At 29.8% G+C, this 18,768-nt stretch carries 15 protein-coding genes and 2 tRNA genes; 8 read left to right on the forward strand and 9 right to left on the reverse strand.

Features of this window, described 5'->3' with window-relative positions:
- Positions 1 to 137: 137 nt before the first annotated feature.
- From Q0H31_RS10305 to rny, 7 genes are all read right to left on the reverse strand, one after another.
- Entirely contained in the window at positions 138 to 1,874 is a 1,737-nt protein-coding gene (locus Q0H31_RS10305; RefSeq protein ID WP_295297894.1) for a proline--tRNA ligase, read from the reverse strand.
- Between the two features lie 266 nt (positions 1,875 to 2,140).
- Positions 2,141 to 3,241 (reverse strand): GTPase HflX, encoded by a 1,101-nt coding sequence (gene hflX, locus Q0H31_RS10310; protein WP_295297896.1) that lies wholly within the window; start codon positions 3,239 to 3,241, stop codon positions 2,141 to 2,143.
- 11 nt (positions 3,242 to 3,252) lie between these two features.
- Complete coding sequence (yqeK, locus tag Q0H31_RS10315; RefSeq protein WP_295297898.1) at positions 3,253 to 3,816, reverse strand: bis(5'-nucleosyl)-tetraphosphatase (symmetrical) YqeK; 564 nt, start codon at positions 3,814 to 3,816, stop codon at positions 3,253 to 3,255.
- A 37-nt stretch (positions 3,817 to 3,853) separates the two neighbouring features.
- Positions 3,854 to 4,531 carry a hypothetical protein gene (locus Q0H31_RS10320; RefSeq protein ID WP_295297900.1) on the reverse strand — a complete coding sequence of 226 codons (678 nt, stop codon included), beginning with the start codon at positions 4,529 to 4,531 and terminating at the stop codon, positions 3,854 to 3,856.
- A 200-nt stretch (positions 4,532 to 4,731) separates the two neighbouring features.
- Positions 4,732 to 5,757 carry a hypothetical protein gene (locus Q0H31_RS10325; RefSeq protein WP_367117134.1) on the reverse strand — a complete coding sequence of 342 codons (1,026 nt, stop codon included), beginning with the start codon at positions 5,755 to 5,757 and terminating at the stop codon, positions 4,732 to 4,734.
- A 5-nt stretch (positions 5,758 to 5,762) separates the two neighbouring features.
- Positions 5,763 to 6,578, reverse strand: coding sequence for a TIGR00282 family metallophosphoesterase (locus tag Q0H31_RS10330; protein WP_295297904.1), 816 nt, complete (start codon positions 6,576 to 6,578; stop codon positions 5,763 to 5,765).
- A 17-nt stretch (positions 6,579 to 6,595) separates the two neighbouring features.
- On the reverse strand, positions 6,596 to 8,125 hold the full coding sequence (rny, locus tag Q0H31_RS10335) for a ribonuclease Y (protein ID WP_295297906.1): 1,530 nt from the start codon (positions 8,123 to 8,125) through the stop codon (positions 6,596 to 6,598).
- A 416-nt stretch (positions 8,126 to 8,541) separates the two neighbouring features.
- On the opposite strand from rny, the gene Q0H31_RS10340 reads away from it, so the two are divergent.
- The 5 genes from Q0H31_RS10340 (at position 8,542) to selB (ending at position 12,476) form a co-directional block, all read left to right on the forward strand.
- Positions 8,542 to 8,624 (forward strand) — tRNA-Tyr (locus Q0H31_RS10340).
- A 35-nt stretch (positions 8,625 to 8,659) separates the two neighbouring features.
- A complete protein-coding gene (locus tag Q0H31_RS10345; RefSeq protein ID WP_295297908.1) occupies positions 8,660 to 8,983 on the forward strand; it encodes an STAS domain-containing protein in 324 nt (107 codons plus the stop codon).
- 62 nt (positions 8,984 to 9,045) lie between these two features.
- Positions 9,046 to 9,135, forward strand: a tRNA-Sec gene (locus tag Q0H31_RS10350).
- A gap of 114 nt (positions 9,136 to 9,249) precedes the next feature.
- Complete coding sequence (gene selA / locus Q0H31_RS10355; RefSeq protein WP_295297910.1) at positions 9,250 to 10,596, forward strand: L-seryl-tRNA(Sec) selenium transferase; 1,347 nt, start codon at positions 9,250 to 9,252, stop codon at positions 10,594 to 10,596.
- Between the two features lie 77 nt (positions 10,597 to 10,673).
- Positions 10,674 to 12,476, forward strand: a complete 1,803-nt coding sequence (selB, locus tag Q0H31_RS10360) for a selenocysteine-specific translation elongation factor (protein WP_295297912.1) — start codon at positions 10,674 to 10,676, stop codon at positions 12,474 to 12,476.
- Between the two features lie 342 nt (positions 12,477 to 12,818).
- On the opposite strand, the gene recR is transcribed toward selB, so the two are convergent.
- Complete coding sequence (gene recR / locus Q0H31_RS10365; protein ID WP_295297914.1) at positions 12,819 to 13,427, reverse strand: recombination mediator RecR; 609 nt, start codon at positions 13,425 to 13,427, stop codon at positions 12,819 to 12,821.
- Positions 13,424 to 13,831: a YbaB/EbfC family nucleoid-associated protein gene (locus tag Q0H31_RS10370; protein WP_295297916.1), complete on the reverse strand. Its 408-nt coding sequence runs from the start codon at positions 13,829 to 13,831 to the stop codon at positions 13,424 to 13,426. The genes recR and Q0H31_RS10370 overlap by 4 nt, the downstream gene beginning before the upstream one ends.
- Positions 13,832 to 14,235: 404 nt before the next feature.
- Here Q0H31_RS10370 and Q0H31_RS10375 point away from each other — a divergent pair, with 404 nt between their 5' ends.
- From Q0H31_RS10375 to Q0H31_RS10385, 3 genes are all read left to right on the forward strand, one after another.
- Entirely contained in the window at positions 14,236 to 15,078 is an 843-nt protein-coding gene (locus Q0H31_RS10375) for a hypothetical protein (protein ID WP_295297918.1), read from the forward strand.
- 41 nt (positions 15,079 to 15,119) lie between these two features.
- A complete protein-coding gene (locus Q0H31_RS10380; protein WP_295297920.1) occupies positions 15,120 to 16,889 on the forward strand; it encodes a hypothetical protein in 1,770 nt (589 codons plus the stop codon).
- Between the two features lie 168 nt (positions 16,890 to 17,057).
- On the forward strand, positions 17,058 to 18,644 hold the full coding sequence (locus tag Q0H31_RS10385; RefSeq protein ID WP_295297922.1) for a hypothetical protein: 1,587 nt from the start codon (positions 17,058 to 17,060) through the stop codon (positions 18,642 to 18,644).
- Positions 18,645 to 18,768: the final 124 nt, after the last annotated feature.

Consider the following 18,768-nt stretch of genomic DNA (forward strand, 5'->3'; position numbering starts at 1 on the left):
AAAAGTTGAAAAACAGTTGGAAATTATATATAATTTAGCAAGAAAGGAGCTTTTTTAGTTATCTAGGACAGCCCCATATTTTTATACAAATATAAAAAATTACAAAACATAGTTGTTTAGGTATATACTTATAATATTCATAATTTAGAGTTTATCTCATCAAATAATTCTTTCTTTTTTGCCTTTACATATTCAACTATATCTTCAAGCTTAACTTCAACACTTTCTGAATCTCTCCTTAACTTAAACTCAACAACACCACGCTCAAGTGATTTTTTACCTATTATTATTCTCATAGGCACACCAATCAAATCGCAGTCATTAAGTTTAACACCAAGTCTCTCTTTTCTGTCATCAAACATAGTTTCAACACCAATAGCACTTAAAGCATTATATATCTCTTCTGCTTTTTTGAATGAGTCTTCAGTCTCTTTATCTATTGCCACAACTATAGCTTCATAAGGAGCAACACTTATAGGAAATATTATACCCTTGTCATCATAATTCTGCTCTATTACAGAAGCCAAAGCCCTATTAACACCAATACCATAACAGCCCATTATAGGAGTAATTGCCTTATTGTTTTCATCTAATACAGTAAAATTAAATGCCTGAGTATATTTGTCTCCTAACTTAAATATATGTCCAAGCTCTAAACCTTTTTTCTGATACAATTTCTCTCCGCATTCTGGACACATATCGCCCTCTTTAGCAACTCTAAAATCGCCCCACACATCTACATTAAAATCTCTGTTTATATTAACATTTTTTATATGCGTATCATCTTTGTTTCCGCCAACTATTGCATCAGCTACAGATTTTACAGACTTATCTGCAAATATTCTTATCTTTTTCTTTAAACCAATAGGAGAAGCAAAACCAACCCTCGCCCCTGTAACCTCTTTTATAACCTCTTCAGAAGCAAGTTCAATATCAAGCCCTCCTAAAGCATTTGAAAGCTTTGTTTCGTTTATCTCTAAATCGCCTCTAACGGCAACTAATATTACTTCATCTTCTTCTGTTTTGTATATTATGCTTTTAATAAAATTCTTTGAAGAAGTATTAAAGGATTTCTCTAAATCTTCGATTGTTTTTATATCTGGAGTATACACTTCTTCTAATGCTTTATCAGTATAAGACTTAGCCTCTTCATCTTCTCTCACATTAGCCTTTTCAACATTAGCCCTATAATTACATTTTGAGCAGAAAATAATGGTTTCCTCGCCTACTTCACTTAACACCATAAACTCTTCGCTTCCTTCTCCGCCCATTGCTCCGCTGTCTGCCTTTACGCTTACTGTATCAAGCCCCATTCTCTTAAATATTTTTGTATAAGCACGGCTCATATCATTATAAGTTTTGTCAAGACATTCTTTAGTGATATGAAATGAATAAGCATCTTTCATTGTAAACTCTTTAGAGCGAATCACACCAAATCTTGGACGAATCTCATCTCTAAATTTTGTATGTATTTGATATAATGTAACAGGTAAATCTTTATAAGACTGTATTTCATTTTGAGCTGTAATAGTAAAAGCTTCTTCATGAGTAGGACCCATTGCCATATCAACATCATTTCTATCTTTTAATCTAAATAATTCTTTTTTAAATCTCTCCCATCTTCCAGAAGGCGTTAATAATTCTTTTGAAACAAGTATAGGCATTATGCATTCATTAGAGCCTATTGCATCCATCTCTTCGCGTATTATGTTGGATATTTTATTTAACACCCTCACACCTAAAGGCAAATAAGAATAAAGACCATTAGATATTTTTCTTGCAAGTGCTGCTCTTATCATTAATTTATTAGAAGCTATTATAGCATCATTTGGAGCTTCTTTTAGTGTTGGCATAAATAATTTCGATAAACGCATAACATATTTCCCTTAAAAAATTTTGTATTAATGATATATTAAAATTTTACGTTTTGTCAAAAATTGTATTTTGGAAATTAAAATACTTGCAGGGCTTTGCCCCGCACCCCACTTCTTTTGGTGACCCAAAGAAGCAAAAGGACTGCATTTGAAAAATCCAACTTTAGTTATACTAAATATATAGCAAAAAGTTAATAATACATCTATAAAAAATATAGAAATTGGTAAAACGTATTTGATTCAGTATATACTAAAAATATAAATTATCAACCGTTATTAAAAGACTCTAAAATTATTTTTAATATTTTTTCTCTCAATATATCTATATTTATATTGTTTTTGGCACTAATAAAAATTGCATCATCATACATGGTAAGTATTTTGTTTTTTTGATTTTCTTCCAAACTGTCAACTTTGTTAAATACCATCACTCGTTTTATATTTGAAGCTTCTATCTCTTTTATTGTAGCTTCAACATTAATGAGTTTCTCTTCAATATATTCATCTGTAGAATCAACCAAATGCAAAAGCAAATCAGCCTCTACCACTTCAGATAATGTAGACTTAAAAGAAGCTATTAAAGTATGCGGAAGCCTGTCTATAAAACCAACAGTATCGCTAATAATAGCTTCAACAGGTGCATCATCAGATAAATAAAGCTTTCTTGTATGAGTGTCTAACGTAGCAAAAAGTTTATCTTCTACATAGGTATCTTCTTTACATAAAAGATTAAATAAAGTGCTTTTGCCAGCATTGGTATAACCTACAATAGCTATTCTAAAAGCAGAGCCTCTTCCCTTTCTTCCTGTGCTTGCAGATTTTTCTACTTTGCTTAATTGAGTTTTTAGTTTATGTATTCTCTCTCTTGCCCTTCTTCTGTCGTACTCAAGTTGTTTCTCTCCTGCTCCGCCTCTTAAACCTATTACCCCTCTCACTTGGCTTAAATTGCTTCTCTTACCCTTTAATCTTGGATATTCAAACTCCAAAAACGCCAACTCTACTTGCATTCTTGCTGTGAGTGTTTTGGCACGCATTGCAAATATCTCTAATATAATCTCTGTTCTCGTTAATGCTTTTATATTAGAGCCTTCTTCTATAGCATTAACCTGCGAACCGCTAAGCTCGTTGTCAAAAACAAAATATTCTACATTGTCAGCTATAGCACTCTCTTTTAAAGATTCAAGCTTACCTGTGCCTATATAAGTGCCTGCCACTATCTTTTGCTGTATAAAAGAAAATCTATCAGCTATCTCATACCCCGCAGTATCGCATAGCATAGAGAGCTCTGTTAAAATATTGTCTATATTAATTTTTTTATTTCTATATTCTCTGGAATCTGCTACAAATATTATATACGCTCTTTTCATAAATACCTTTATTATTTAATCACTAATGAATTATATAGCTCTATAGTTTTATCAGATAAATACTGTTTTTTTGAAAGTACAAAATATATTGACTCTAATACAACTTTTAAAAATGCTTCATCAAAATTAATAAAAATCTCTTCTCTTAATTTATCAGCAGTTTCTAATTTACGCGTAGGCTCAAGATAGTCTGATGCATATATAATCTTTTCAAGCATACTCATATTAGCATGCCCCACTGTATGGCTTTCTATGGCAGATATTATATCATCATCTTTTATATGAAACTCTTCTATTGTTATTATGGCACTTACCCTCGCATGAAGCAAAGCAGAAGTGATATGTTTAGGGTATTCTTTTTTATCATACTCTAATATTATTTTTCGCATCTCTTCTTCTTTATATCTCTTGCCCAAATCATGACACAATGCTGCTAAAGATGCCTTATTAACATCAATATTATAATGCTTCGCAAGTTTTACAGATAAATCTCTTGTTGAAAGTATATGCTCTTCTCTAAATGGGAGATATTTTTTTATATAATCTAATATAGGCTTTTCATCAAAATTATTCATAATGCAAATATTATGATATATTTTAAAATAATGTCAATTATCTGTATATAGATTTGTTATTAAATACAGGTTTATAGCGTTTTTCTTTATCTAAAAAAGAGTCTTTATATTGGTCATAAAGCACAACACTTCCATCTTCATTAACATGTCCTACAGGGTCATACATATAAAAAGGCATAAAATCTTTTCCTGTAGCCATATTAGTATCAGCTGCCCCCCATTCTAAAGGCACATCAACACCAAAAGTAGACTTCTCTCTTATAGGCATACCATATATATAAACATATTTTGAATAAGTATCAACTGCTACAAGCGAATTATCTAAAGCAATTAATCCAGCACCCTTACCGCTAAATCTATAAAAATAAAAACGCTTAAGCATATTAGAATATTTACTATTTAATGATTTTGTATAAAGAGGGTTATATCCCCTATATTGATAATACTTCATATTGTATATAGCAAATATCCCCGCCTTGCTATTATCGCCTTTGTAATAATACTCATTTTTAGCTGAATCTAAACTCTCCCAGTCTTTATCATCATGCTTGTTCACAAACTTAAAAGAAGGAACATTGTCCGAATTAAAAGTAGCAATTAAAAGCCAATCATTAAATTTAGAAGAACTGAAAGAATCTTCCCTCTCAATATCTTTAAATCCAAATAATGCTGTTGAATATGTTAATAATATTATATAAAAAAACATTCTTTTCATAATAATTCCAAAATAAACACTTTTAAATATTTGTAGATATTATATAGAAAAAAAGACAAAAAGTAAATAATGTCTTTTTGAAAAAAACTTATAAATATTCATAAAAAAGAAAAATAAATATAAAATTATCAATTATTAATATACATTTTATACATTTTTAAGGACATTAACTACAATATGTCTTAATAACATATGTAAAACTAATTACTGTTAGAATCTTCTTTATTTTCATTATCTAATGAAGTATTATTTATATCTTCACTGTTTTTGTCATTACTTTCTATATTTTCAATTTCCAAATCATTATTTCTTGGAATAGTTTTATTAGTATTTTCTATATTTTTATTTTTTACTATGCGTCCGTAAAATAATGCAAATATAACATAATATATAAAAGACATTAAAACAGAACTTGAGGCATAAGGAATTAAAGCTATTTTTGTATTGTATGCTGTATTAAAAAAGTAATTATAGAAATAAGGTAAAACTAAATATATAACAAAAATTAAAGGAATAATAAGCAAAAGCCATATTTTATTTTTAGCAACTTTATTAGCAAAACCATAAGAAACTATTATGGTTAATATCAATATAGCAGTTAAATATGATATAGTCTCTTTATCTAATTTAATATTCGTATAATCAATTTCTAAAAAGTTTATTATAATTAACCCAGAAACAGAAATCAAAAACATTCCAAACAAAGCAAAAATTAGAGAGAAAATTATTTTTAATAAAAAAAGTCTATTAGAAAAATTTTTATCTTTATGCGGCAATAATTCAACGACCCATAGCAAAATAGAAAAAGTAAAAGTTTGAAGTAAAAGCTCTGGAAGAGACATAAGATGATATTCAATCGGAAGCTGAGTATATATTATACCCTCTAAAGATGAAGGAGCTGCTGCTGGTGTTGCTATAATTCCAATAAATACTAATATTATCCATAATTTCAAGAATCCCAATTTGGTAGCTATAATATTTCTTATAGGATATAGAGCAATAGCAATAAATATAGCTCTTATAGGCTGTAAAAAAGGTCCTAATAATATTAGAGGCGAATCAAAATTACGCATAAAATTATTAACAACATTATAACTATAAATTGTAGAATAATCGAAAATATTTGAAAATAATAGTCCAAAAATAAAATAAGTTAATGTATGTATTAAAGCTACTTTTATATAAAAAATAAAAAAATGTCTAAAAAACAATTTAGTATTCGGCATAATATTTACTTTTCAAGTCTTTCAACTTGATCATTATTATATACTATATTAATTCTTTTAATAGAAGAAGCCTTTCCAGTTTGAGTATCTACTTGTACTATTATACCATTAATCATAGGGTTAGTAGTTTCAACCTCAAATCTATGAGGTATTTTGCTGACAAATCTTGCAATAGCAGCTTCTTTTTTCATGCCTATAACAGAATCATAACTTCCGCACATACCAATATCAGATATATAAGCAGTATGAGAAGAGAGTATCTTTTCATCAGCAGTTTGAACATGAGTATGAGTTCCGAAAATACAAGTTACCTGCCCTTCAAGATAATATGAGAATGCAATTTTTTCGGCCGTAGCCTCAGCATGAAAATCTATAAATATAATATTAGTTTTTTCTTTTAGATGTTTAATAGCAATATTAGCTTTTTTGAAAGGACAATCTAAAGGCTCTAAAAAAGTTCTGCCCATTAGGTTAAGTACGCCTATTTTAAAATCATCTGAGTCATATATATAATAACCAAGCCCGGGAGATTCATTAGGATAATTATACGGACGAAGAAGCCTATTTTCATTACCAATTAAGGCAAATACATCTCTATTGTTCCAAACATGGTTACCAGTGGTGAGTACATCTATACCAGAATTAAATAGCTCTGCGGCAGTATCTCTGGTAATCCCAACTCCATTAGCTGCATTTTCACCATTAGCTATAACAAAATCTATATTATGCTCTAATTTAATCTCTTCCAAATGCCTTCTTACAGCATATCTGCCCGTAACCCCAACAATATCGCCAAGACATAGTATGTTTTTAACAGCCATAAAATAAACCTTTATTATTATCTAGCAACCTCAACTGCCCTAGTCTCTCTAATAACAGTAACTCTAATAATACCGGGATATTTAAGCTCATCTTCTATTCTCTTAGCAATATCTCTTGCAATCTGCTTAGCCTTAACATCATCAACCACATCACTCTTAGTCATTACTCTAAGCTCTCTTCCAGCCTGTATAGCAAAAGACTTTTCAACTCCATCAATACTATCAGCAATCTTTTCCAAATCATCAAGTCTTTTAATATAATTTTCAAAAGATTCCATTCTAGCACCCGGACGAGCAGCACTAATAGCATCAGCCGCTTTTACTATAACAGCCTCAACAGTTTGAGTCTCTACATCATTATGATGAGCCCTTATAGCATTAACAACTTCTTCTCTCTCTCCGCATCTTTTAGCTAAATCAGCTCCGCTCATAGCATGAGAGCCTTCTCCCTCAATCTCTATAGCCTTTCCAACATCATGCAAAAATGCACTTCTCTTAGCCATTTCTACATTAGCTCCAATTTCGGCAGCAATCATAGCAGCAATATTAGCAACTTCCTTACTATGAAGAAGCATATTCTGACCATAACTTGTTCTATATTGAAGTCTGCCCATATGTCTAACAAGTTCATGATGCATAGTAGTAAGATTTAAATCAGCAATAGCATTCTCACCTGCTGTCATAATAGAATCTTCTACTTCTCTTCTTGTTTTCTCAACAATCTCTTCTATTCTTGCAGGGTGAATTCTTCCATCTAATATAAGCTTTTCTAATGAAACTTTAGCGATATGCTTTCTTACAGGGTCAAAACAAGATATAACAACAGCCTCAGGAGTATCATCTATAATAATATCAACTCCTGTGAGTGTTTCAAGCATTCTGATATTTCTTCCCTCTCTGCCTATAATTCTTCCTTTCATCTCTTCACTAGGCAAAGAAACAGAAGTAACCGAAGACTCTTGAGTAACATCGCTAGATATTCTCTGTATAGTTTGAACAATTATCTCTCTAGCCTTTTTCTCTCCAGCCTCTATAGCATTCTTTTCTATGTTATCTACTATCTTTGAAGCAGCCTTTTTAGCATCTTCCTCTATTTCTATCATTAAAGTATTTTTAGCTTCTTCACGAGTAAAGCCTGCTATTTTCTCAAGCTCTTTTTTTTCTTCTTCAAGAAGGGCATCCAATTTCTCTTCTTGCTCTTTAATTTTCTTCAATTTATTCTCAATATTATGTTCTTTATTTTCCAAATATTGAGTTTTTTTGTCTAAATTAGCCTCTCGTTGTAGTACCCTATTCTCTAATTTTTGAATTTCTGATCTTCTTTCTTTATTTTCATTTTCTAATCTATTACGCTCTTTTTGTAATTCTAAATTAGCCTCTGAAATAATATTTTTTCTTTCATTTTCAGCTTGCTCTTTAGCATCGCGAAGCATATTTTGTCTTATTATCTCCGCTGAATTAAGGTTAATTTTAGCTATTACCCAGCGGGTTATATATCCAAAAACAAACGCAACTACAACAGAGGTGATTATTATAACCAAGTCCATACCTTCCACCTCATTATTTTTATATACTTTCTTCTTATAAAATACTCTTCAAACATTTATAACATAACATAATTTCAGCATAAAGTCAATATTATCTTTTATATTAACTCTTAGTAGCATAAGTTTTTGTGCATTTTTTATGCATAAAAAGCTATATTATTGTTATTTATATTTAAAATAAAAAATAATAATAACCTAAATAAAAATAACTAAAAAAATTATTAAAGCAAAGATTTGCATCTATTTACTACAAATCTTTTACAATACTGCAAAATAATTTTATAATACTGAAAAAATACAGATAAAAAAATAATTATAAAAATATTAATTAAAAAAATAAATCATAAAAACAGTAGAAATACTTGACATTTTTTTATTTTATGTTAGTATAGCAAACATCAATTTTCGATTGATGCGGGTAGGTGGCCGAGCAGTCAATGGCAGCAGACTGTAAATCTGTCGACGTGAGTCTACGGGGGTGCGAATCCCTCCCTGCCCACATTCTTTTTTATCTCTAATAAAAGGATTAATCAAATGGCTATAGAGTTTAATGATGTGTATATATCTATAGTTCCTGAAGCTAATCTTTGTAGTTCCGAAGAAATATATAGGTTTGTTAATGAATCTGAAGAAGCTGCTTCTATTAGAATGCCTATTGTAATACTTGACTTAAAAAACACTAAAGAAATTAATAGTGCCGGAATAGCAAAAATATTGAAGCTCTACAAAAATCTACAATCACTAAAAATAAAATTATATATGATGAATCTCAATCCAGATGTAGAGCCTATATTAAAAAATCTGCTTCTCACATATTTAATTACAAAAATAGAAAAAGTAGAAGATTTAGACCTTTAATTAAACTAAAAAATATAAATCGTTGACATAAAACAAAAAGTAATATATCATTAAAAAAGCTTGGAGGTAGATGAGTCCCGGTGGGCTCCGCGCTCTTCAAAAGCGTTGGACGTTATAGCAACGTTGGCAGGTTCAACTCCTGCCTCTTCCGATAAATAAGCGATTATTAAAATTAATAGTATGATTATATTACTAATAAAGCATTAAAAATAGTCTCTTATTCTTGAGGAATAATATATTTTTATTAAGAAAAGGAGGCTGCAAAATTGAATAATAATTTTAACTTAATTCAAACCAATACCGTATTGGAACATGATTCTATTAAACCATATCATAAAATTTTATCCCGTCCTATAGTTACTGATATTATCAGAGAAATATTAGAAAAATTAAGAGCAGAATTAAAAAATAATCCAAATACTCATTACAGCAAAGAAGATATTATTAAATTATGTGAAACAAGATTAAAAGAAAAGTCAAATCTCCCTATAAAAAGAGTAATAAATGCCACAGGCACTATCATGCACACCAATTTAGGACGTTCTCCTATTGATGAAGATATATGGCAAGAAGTAAAAGATTTAAATATATACAGCAATAACCTCGAATATAATATAAACAAAGAAGGAAGAGGTTTAAGGGGTGAGTTTCTATACACATTATTAGCTAAACTCACAGGTGCTGAAGATGCTTTAGTTGTTAATAATAATGCGGCTGCCGTATTTTTAATATTAAAAACATTTGCTGAAGAAAAAGAAGTTATAGTATCAAGAGGAGAACAGGTACAAATAGGCGGCGGCTTTAGAATACCAGACATATTAAGAGAAGCTGGTGCTAAACTTGTTGAAATAGGCACTACAAACATAGTAACTGTTAATGATTATAAAGAAGCTATAACAGAAAATACTGCTATGATATTAAAAGTACATACTTCCAATTTTAAAATCAGAGGTTTTGTAAAAAGCCCATCATTTAAAAAAATTAAAGATGCTATACCAAACAATATACCATTAGTTTATGATGAGGGTGCTGGAATATTTGATGAGAGCATGTCTGAAGAGGAGCATATAAAATCAGCATTAAAAGCGGGTGTTGATTTGGTATGTTTTTCTGGAGATAAGATGTTTTCAAGTGTGCAGGCGGGCATTATAGTTGGAAAGAAAGAATATATAGCTAAAATATATAAGCATCCTCTTATGAGAGCTTTTAGATGCGGTAAAACTGTGCTTTCTATATTAGAGAAAAATGTTATAAAAAGATTAAACACAGAGGGGCAATTTAAAGGTTATTGTGAAAGGTTGTTGTCTATTAATGAAGAAGCTGTAAAGCAAAAAGCGTTTAGAATTATTAATGATTTAAAGGGGTTTGATGTAGTTGAGGAATATGTGGAGACTGGCGGCGGTGCTATGGCTGATACTTTTTATATTTCTTATGCTATAAGTTTTAAGCCTAAAAACATTAAAGAGACTATAAAATATTTGCATAATTTAGATACTCCTATTATATCAAAAATAAAGAAAGACTATGTATTATTATATGTTTTAACAATAGAAGAGAGAGATATTGAGTATGTATATAGTGTATTAAAGCATATAGAAAAAGAATATTTATAAAAATTTAAAAAAAATTAGTTTAATAAAGTATTAATTTAATTATTAGGGCGAGTAATTTTTTATTTAAGGAAATGTCAATGAATAAAATTATAGGAACTGCTGGGCATGTTGATCATGGTAAATCAGAATTAATAAAAGCTTTAACGGGTATTGCTATGATGCGTTTACCTGAAGAGAAGAAAAGAGAGATGACTATTGATTTGGGATTTGGATTTTTTAAGCCTAATGATGATATTACTATTGGGGTAATAGATGTTCCGGGTCATGAAAGATTTATTAGGAATATGGTTGCGGGTATGTGGAGCTTGGATTTAGTTATGCTTGTTGTATGTGCCAATGAGGGCTGGATGAATATGACAGAGGAGCATGCTAAAGTAGCTTTGGCTTTGGGAATAAAAAACATTGTATGCGTAATAAATAAAATTGACCTCGTCGATGATAATAAATTAAAAGAATCTGAAGATAGTATTAAAAAAAACTTATATAGAATATTTCAAAGAGATATAGAAACAATAAAAGTATCTGCTTTAAATGGCACTAATATAGATTTATTAAAAGAAAGAGTTACAAATATATTGATAAATGACAAAACAAAAGAAGAGATAAAAACTCATATTTATGTAGATAGAGTATTTTCTATAAAGGGTGCTGGTCTTACGATTACAGGAAGTATTAAAGGCGGCGACATTAAAAGAGACGATACTCTCATACACTACCCTACTAAAAGAGAAGTATCTATAAGAAATATTCAGTCATATCATCAAGACAGAGAAATTGTGCATTCTACTTCGAGGGTTGCTTTGAATTTAAAAAACATCAAAAAAGAAGAGATAAGAAGGGGGCATTTATTATGCTCTAAAGAGGAAAATGTCTTTCTAACAGATGAAATAATATTAGAATTGCTTGGAAATAGTGATGTTGATTATTTGAGAAAGATAAAAAATGCTGAGTTTGCCATTGGCACAGAATGCTTAGTAGCTCAGATTATACCTTTATATAAAAAGCAAGATAATAATGATAAAAGAGACGACAGCAAAGAAATAGACAGAAGATTTATAAGATTAAAATTTGATGAGCCTATAGCAGTATTTTGGAAGGAGAGAGGAATACTTATTAGCCATGGAGGAAGTGCCATCATTGGTACGGGTGATGTCTTTTGGGGAGAGAAAACTACTCCATTTATTAGAAAAAATATTATGGATAGGGCTTCAGATTTCTTAGGCAAAATAGAGAGAAAAAAATATACTGATTTGGTAATGAGTGTAAATGGATATAGTTTAGCTAATGGTAATATGCCGGAATATGCTGTAAAACTTGCTAACTACTTTGTAAAAAAAGATTATCTAAAAGAAGCAGCTGAAAGAATAAAAAAATTGATAGAAGTTAAAAAAGATGGATTTTCTTTTGAAGATATAAAAAATTATCTTAATATAGAAACTTCATTTACAAAGCCTTTTATTGATTATTTACTCGAAAATAAAATTATTATGTCATTAGACAATAATATATATAAAAAATATGTTGATACAGTGCAGCTTACCAATTCACAGAAAATGCTTATTGACAAATTAAAAAAAGAAGATTTAAATGGCTTAGATGAAAAAACTATAAAAACTATTAACAATGGAATAAAAGATATAAAAACTCTAACTGCATTAAAATATGCCACCTACCTTGATGAAGGCTTATATTATCATACAGAAGTTTATAACAGAGTAAAAAGCCTAATAATGAAAAACACTAAAAAAAATGATATTATCACTATAGCATTAGTTAAAGAGAGAACAGGGTTATCGAGAAAATACACCATACCAATACTTAATGCTTTAGAGAGAGAAAAGTTGGTAAAAAGACAAGGCAATGACAGAATAGTGCTTTAATTAATTATATGCTGAAAAAATATATTTTGTCAATAAGTTTATTTTATTCAACTTTTTCCCGCCTTCGTACCACAGGTACTTCCTTCGGTCGCTGTGCGGACTTCGTCAAAGTTGCAAAAAGTGCATAGAAAAAAAATAGAAATAAAAACATATATAAATATGATTTGAGATAAAAAATGCAGTTTTTCGCGAAGCGTATCCGAAGGATATGAGGTTCTTTTATACCAATACCGAAAGGTACCTACTCGGTAAAAAAACTGGGGGTGACGGTGGCTAGTCCCCAAAAATAATTAAAACAAAAAACAGATTTCAATAAACTTAAAATTTTTACTATATACTACCCTACTGCATGACTACTCTGTCTGCTATGCTTCTTGCTAATGAACGTGAATCAGCATTTTCAATATCGCTTGCTAATGATATACCATAAGTAATACGGCTTATTTTTTTATCAAAATTATTATTTCTTAAAGTTTTATTTATATATGATGCTGTAGTGTCTGCCTCTAATGAAGCACCAAATGCTATAATAACTTCCTCTATTGAGATATTATTTTTAATTCTATCTATTAACTCTTTTATTCTTATGTCTGAAATGCCTATTCCCTTAAGAGGCTCTATTAAACCGCCCAAAACATGATAAAGTCCAGTATATTCTTCTGTTTTTTCAATAGCAAGCATATCTGTATAAGACTCTACTACGCAAAGCTTTGTTCTGTCTCTTTTATCACTTGCACATATATTACAAATATCATTCTCACTCAAAGAATAACATTCCCTGCAAAGCTTTATATTTTTATGCAGTGATAAAATAGAATTAGATAACTCATTTAAATATTCATCATCACTGTCAAATAAATACAAAGCAATACGCATAGCACTCCTTCCACCTATACCCGGAAGTCTTGCTATCATCTGCGTAAGCTTATCTAAAGAATCAATACTGCTCAATTTTTATCCTTATCATCGTTATTGTTGTTAATAATATCATTCATTTTAGATATAATATCTGGATTTATGGCATCTAATGATATATTTATAATTGGTTTGCCATTTTCATCGTATTTTATTGTTGTCATCTTAGTTATATCAGCAAAAGCCTTATCCATATCCTTCATATTAAAAGAATTAAAAGGATTTTTGTAATTATCGTTTTTATTATCATCAATATTCAAATCTTTTACTCTCGAAATTGCCTCATTCATGCTGGATACAATCATCTCTTCTAAAAGCTCTTTTTGACCCTTATCTAAAAGACTCTCATCTACATTAAAGTTTGATATACTGTAATTTTTATTAATCTCAAATGAAATTAAATTGCCGGGTGAACTATATTTTATAGAATTGTCGCTCATATATAAAAAACTCCTGAAAATAGCATTATTTTTTATGATATATTGTTTTTTACAATTAATCAATATTGATTGTCTATATTATGTTATCAGTATTATGTTACTTATAATATGTTATCTATATTATGTTAAATTAATAAATCATATTAATATTTATTTTTTCCTGTTTTACAAAAATATATGGGTTAAAATTACGATAATATAATAGACACTTATTAAAAAATGTACAAAAAATAATATACACAAATTACATTATGTAGTAAAATATGTACAAAATGTATTATATATGTTAAAAAATTTATATACAAAACGAATTTTTCGACAAAAAACGCATTATGTATATTTACTTAAATTAAATATGCTATATGCTTTAATTATGAGATAAGCTAATAAATGGGAGTTTATAAATGGAAAAGAAAATAAGTTTTATTATAATATTTTTTGTTATGGCATTAAACCTTTATTCATTTGACGAAGGATTTGTATGGGCATTAAAGGCAAATTTTAATGGTACTGCTACATTACCTTCTATAAGTGATTCAGATTTAGATAAATTAGGTGCAGCATACATGAAAGGAGCTGTAGGATACACTATGGACGGAGAAGCAGAACTTGGTTATTTATTCGGCTCTAAGAGATGGTTTAATGGAATGGACCCTTCTAAATTTAGCGGTATGAGCGTATTTGCCTCTATTGGTGTTGGTAATGGGTTTGCTGGTCAGGTTGCTGGAAATACAATCGAAGGAATAGAAGCTAATATGTATATAAATGTAAGCTATTCTCCTGTAATAAGTTTTGGTGTTGGTACTAAAGCATATTTCTTAAACAGCAGATTATCATTAGGACTCCATATAGGAGGTAAATTGATAGCAGATTTATCACCCGAGTATTTAGCATATACTGATAATCCTCAGGCATTAGAATTATTATTCAAAGGCACTCCATATAGCTTGCCGGAAATAGGAGAAATAATAGTAACAGATTTTATGATAAAAAATATGAACCCATTAATGCTTAGTATAAAATTCATGCTTGAATATAATCAGCCTGTAAATGATAGAGTTGAGGTAATATTAGGACTTTACACAAGATTTAATTTATATAGTCCTAAATATATAACAATGCCTGATTCTTTACTACATGCTTTACAAGCTAATAGACCTAATTTCACAACAGAAACACCTTTGCCTTCATATTATATAAACTCTTTAGATTTCGGACTTACTATAGGTTTGGCATTTAAGGGATAATTTTTAGGAATAATTTTTCATTGAAAAAAATGGAGAAAAATATGAAAAAGATTTATTTATTATTATTTACAATTATTTCTATATTTATTATGTCTTGCGGCGGAACTTACTTTAATCCGAAATATTATTATGGTAAAAATAGTTCAAAAATGGAGCAGTCAGACAATGAAGAAACTCCTCCGGATTTGGGCGGCGGAGATGAGAATTTATCTCCAGAGGAAGATCCATTCCAAAGACCAGAAGTTAATGACCCAAATGCTAACGGTTTTACATTAGACCTTGATAAACTTGTAATAGAAGCATCTTTTGATGAAAAAAACAGACCTACTTATAAATTAGTAGCAGGTACTTGGATACCGGGTACAGAAAGAAAGAATGATTATTATTATAATGGTAAAGACACAACTGCAGCTGGATATCCAATGAGCAGTGTAAAATACTATATGTACAAACAAAAAAACCCTACTTATGATATTAATTCTTCATATAATCAAAGTTCAAGAATGGATAGATTTTACTTCTATAAATTTTATGGAGAATATTTAAGTGTTGGAAGTTTAAATTATTTGATAGCTATAGATAAATACACAAAGCTTGTATTTGCATACGCTGTTCCTACAAAGTGGAAAAATATGATAGTTAGAAATGCTCCTGAAACTTGGGGGGCTGTAGAATTAGGCTGGGAAGCAGACGGCAATGTTACTGGAGACCCGAAAAAGATTTATTTTGCTGTTGACGGCATTAAATACTTTTATGAGTATGATCCTGTTGGTATAGTTAAACAAGATGGTACTATAGAAATATATCAATGGTGTTTAGATTCTATAGGACTTCATAATTTATATGCTCCTCAATTTAATGGTACAGTCGGAGATACTAACCGTGCTGTGGCTACTTATAATAAGCCTGGACGTTCTCCTTATATGCCTTTTAAAGTTTCTGATAGTGAGGCTTCAGAAGAAGATGCTAATAAATTTAAAGAAGATATAAAAACTTTAAATAGCAAAGAATATAAATATCGTGATTATAGCGGATATACTTCTACAAAACCGGCTGATAAAGAACAAATAGCAGATTTAGATCAATGGTCTAAAGACTATGCAGGCAAGAGTTTGATATTATATAGTTATTCATTAACTGATAATGGAGAGACTATAACTATTAAACAAGAACACTTTACAGAAGGCAATAAAGATTCATCTATTTATAAACTTAGTGTTGTAAATTCAGCTGATAAGGCTACATATACAAATATTAATAATCCTGATGATACTAAATCAGTAATATTAATGAAAAATGAAGAAGGAACAACTATAGAAGCTTTATCAATAGGCGGCACAATAATAGATTTCGCTTTTGTAGATTATGGACCTATATTCCCTGATAGAGTTAGAAGTTCACACTTCAAAAGAGATGGAGAAAGAGCTATAGGCGGAGGCATAGGCGGTATAACATCATCTACATTCCCATTAAGTATTGGCGGTAAACTTAAAGATTTGGAATATACATTTAATGAAGATGGTACAGAATTTACTATGAAATATACTTATGATGATGGAGGATTATTTAATACTAAATGGGTAACAGTAGAGTATCATTTCAAACTTGCTCGATTTGATTCTGACGCTGCTAATACTTGGACAGCTAAATATCAATGTTTAGATTTGTCAGGAACTTTAGGCAACTATAGCAGGGTTGTATTAAGAGATGACGGACAGCTTATACGCTCCAGCATGACGCTTCACTCTATAAATTTCCCTGAAGACCCTACTTCAGATTCAGGGCTTGAGATGATAGCTGATAAAAGATAATAAATAGTATTATATTATGAGGGCATTGAATTTTTGTCATTTTTTCTTTGCCCTTTATAACATATATACGGTTATATTATATAGAGGTAATTATGAGGGCATTGAATTTTTGTCATTTTTTCTTTGCCCTTTATAACATATATACGGTTATATTATATAGAGGTAATTATGAAAAAATACATTCTTTACATATTATTTATATCTACATTTATTATGTCTTGCGGAGGGCATTTCTTTAACCCTAAGTATTACTATAATAGTAATAAAATTGGAAGTTCAACTTCATCAGGAGATGATTCTATAGATATTGGAGGCGGAGGAGAAGGTTTATCTCCAGAAGAAGACCCTTTTAATAATGAAAACAACGATAAACCTTGGAATGAACCAGATTATGGCGGTTTTGTGCTTGACCTTGACAATATGGTAATAGAAGCATATTTTGACGGAAACAATAGACCTACGTATAAACTTAAAGAAGGACAATGGACTCCTCTTGATTCTTCTAAAAACGAATACTATTATAATGGTGAAAATACATCAGCTGCCGGATATGAAATGGGTAATGTAAAATACTATATGTATAAAGCAAAAAACCCTACTTTTGGAGCAGATAGCTCATATAATAAAAGTGATAGATTAGATAGATTCTATTTTTATAAATTTTACGGTTCATATATGGGGGTAGGCACAGAAAATTATTTAATAGCAATAGATAAATACTCAAAGCTTGTATTTGCTTTTGCTGTTCCTACAAAATGGAAAAACATGTTAGTTAGATATGCTCCTGAAGAATGGGGCTCTGTTGAACTTGGTTGGGAAGCTAAATATAAAGAAAATAGTCAATCTATTTTTGAGGTAGATGGTATTAAATATTTTTATGAATATGACCCTGTTGGTATAGTAAAAAAAGACGGCACTATAGAAATATATTCTTGGTGTTCTGATTCTATATCTCAAAATATATATGCTCCGAGAGTTTTAGGCAATAAAATAGATTTGACTAGAGAGATAGCCCGTGAGGGTGTAATAAACGGCAGATCACCTTATATGCCTATGAAAACTGAAGAGACTACAAAAGATACTGTAACAATAACTGCAAAAAGCTTGAAAAATATAAGTGTAAGAAGTAAAGCAGGTTATTTAGATTGGGCAAAACCAACTTATCCTGATTCTTCTAAATTAGAATGGGGATATTTTACTTATGCTATAGCAGGTTCAGCATATGATGCCGATATACCTGTTGAAGCGGCAAATATAGAAGAACTATATCCAGATGGTGTAAGTGCTACTGAATCTACTTTCCTTGATTACAATAAACTTAAAATAAATATAGGAAGTTACAAAGAATTTACTTTATCTAAGAGTTATGAAATAAAAGATATTAAATCTAAAGAAGTTTATATAGATTTATCAGCAAATGTATATAAATATAATACCTTAAAGGCAGCATTTTTAGGAACATATTTAGATACTGACAATTTTGGCGAAGGTGGAAGCGGAAAAATAGCAGAAAAGACAGCACCTATATTAAAATTAAAATATGATGCTTCAAAAGATGTATTTGTTATTGATAGCAGTTCTATAACCGAGAATTCATCTACTTCTGCTACTATAACATACCCTAATAATTTTACTTTAGAAAGAGGTGTATCTAAAGATATTACAATAAAATATAAATGGATAAAGGGTAATGATCCTAATGGTGAAGAGATTGAGGTTACTTATACTTTAAAATTTGAGTCTTCAAAACAATAAATTAATTTTAATATTATTTTTAATTTAAGCGGGTTGAAAGTAAAAACCTTGCACAGGAGCCAGACATATTGCAGTTAGGAATTCCTTAATTTCTTAAAGTATAGCATAGGTGTATCATAATTTA

The organism is uncultured Brachyspira sp., assembly GCF_934747485.1.
In the GTDB taxonomy this organism is placed as follows: Bacteria; Spirochaetota; Brachyspiria; order Brachyspirales; family Brachyspiraceae; genus Brachyspira.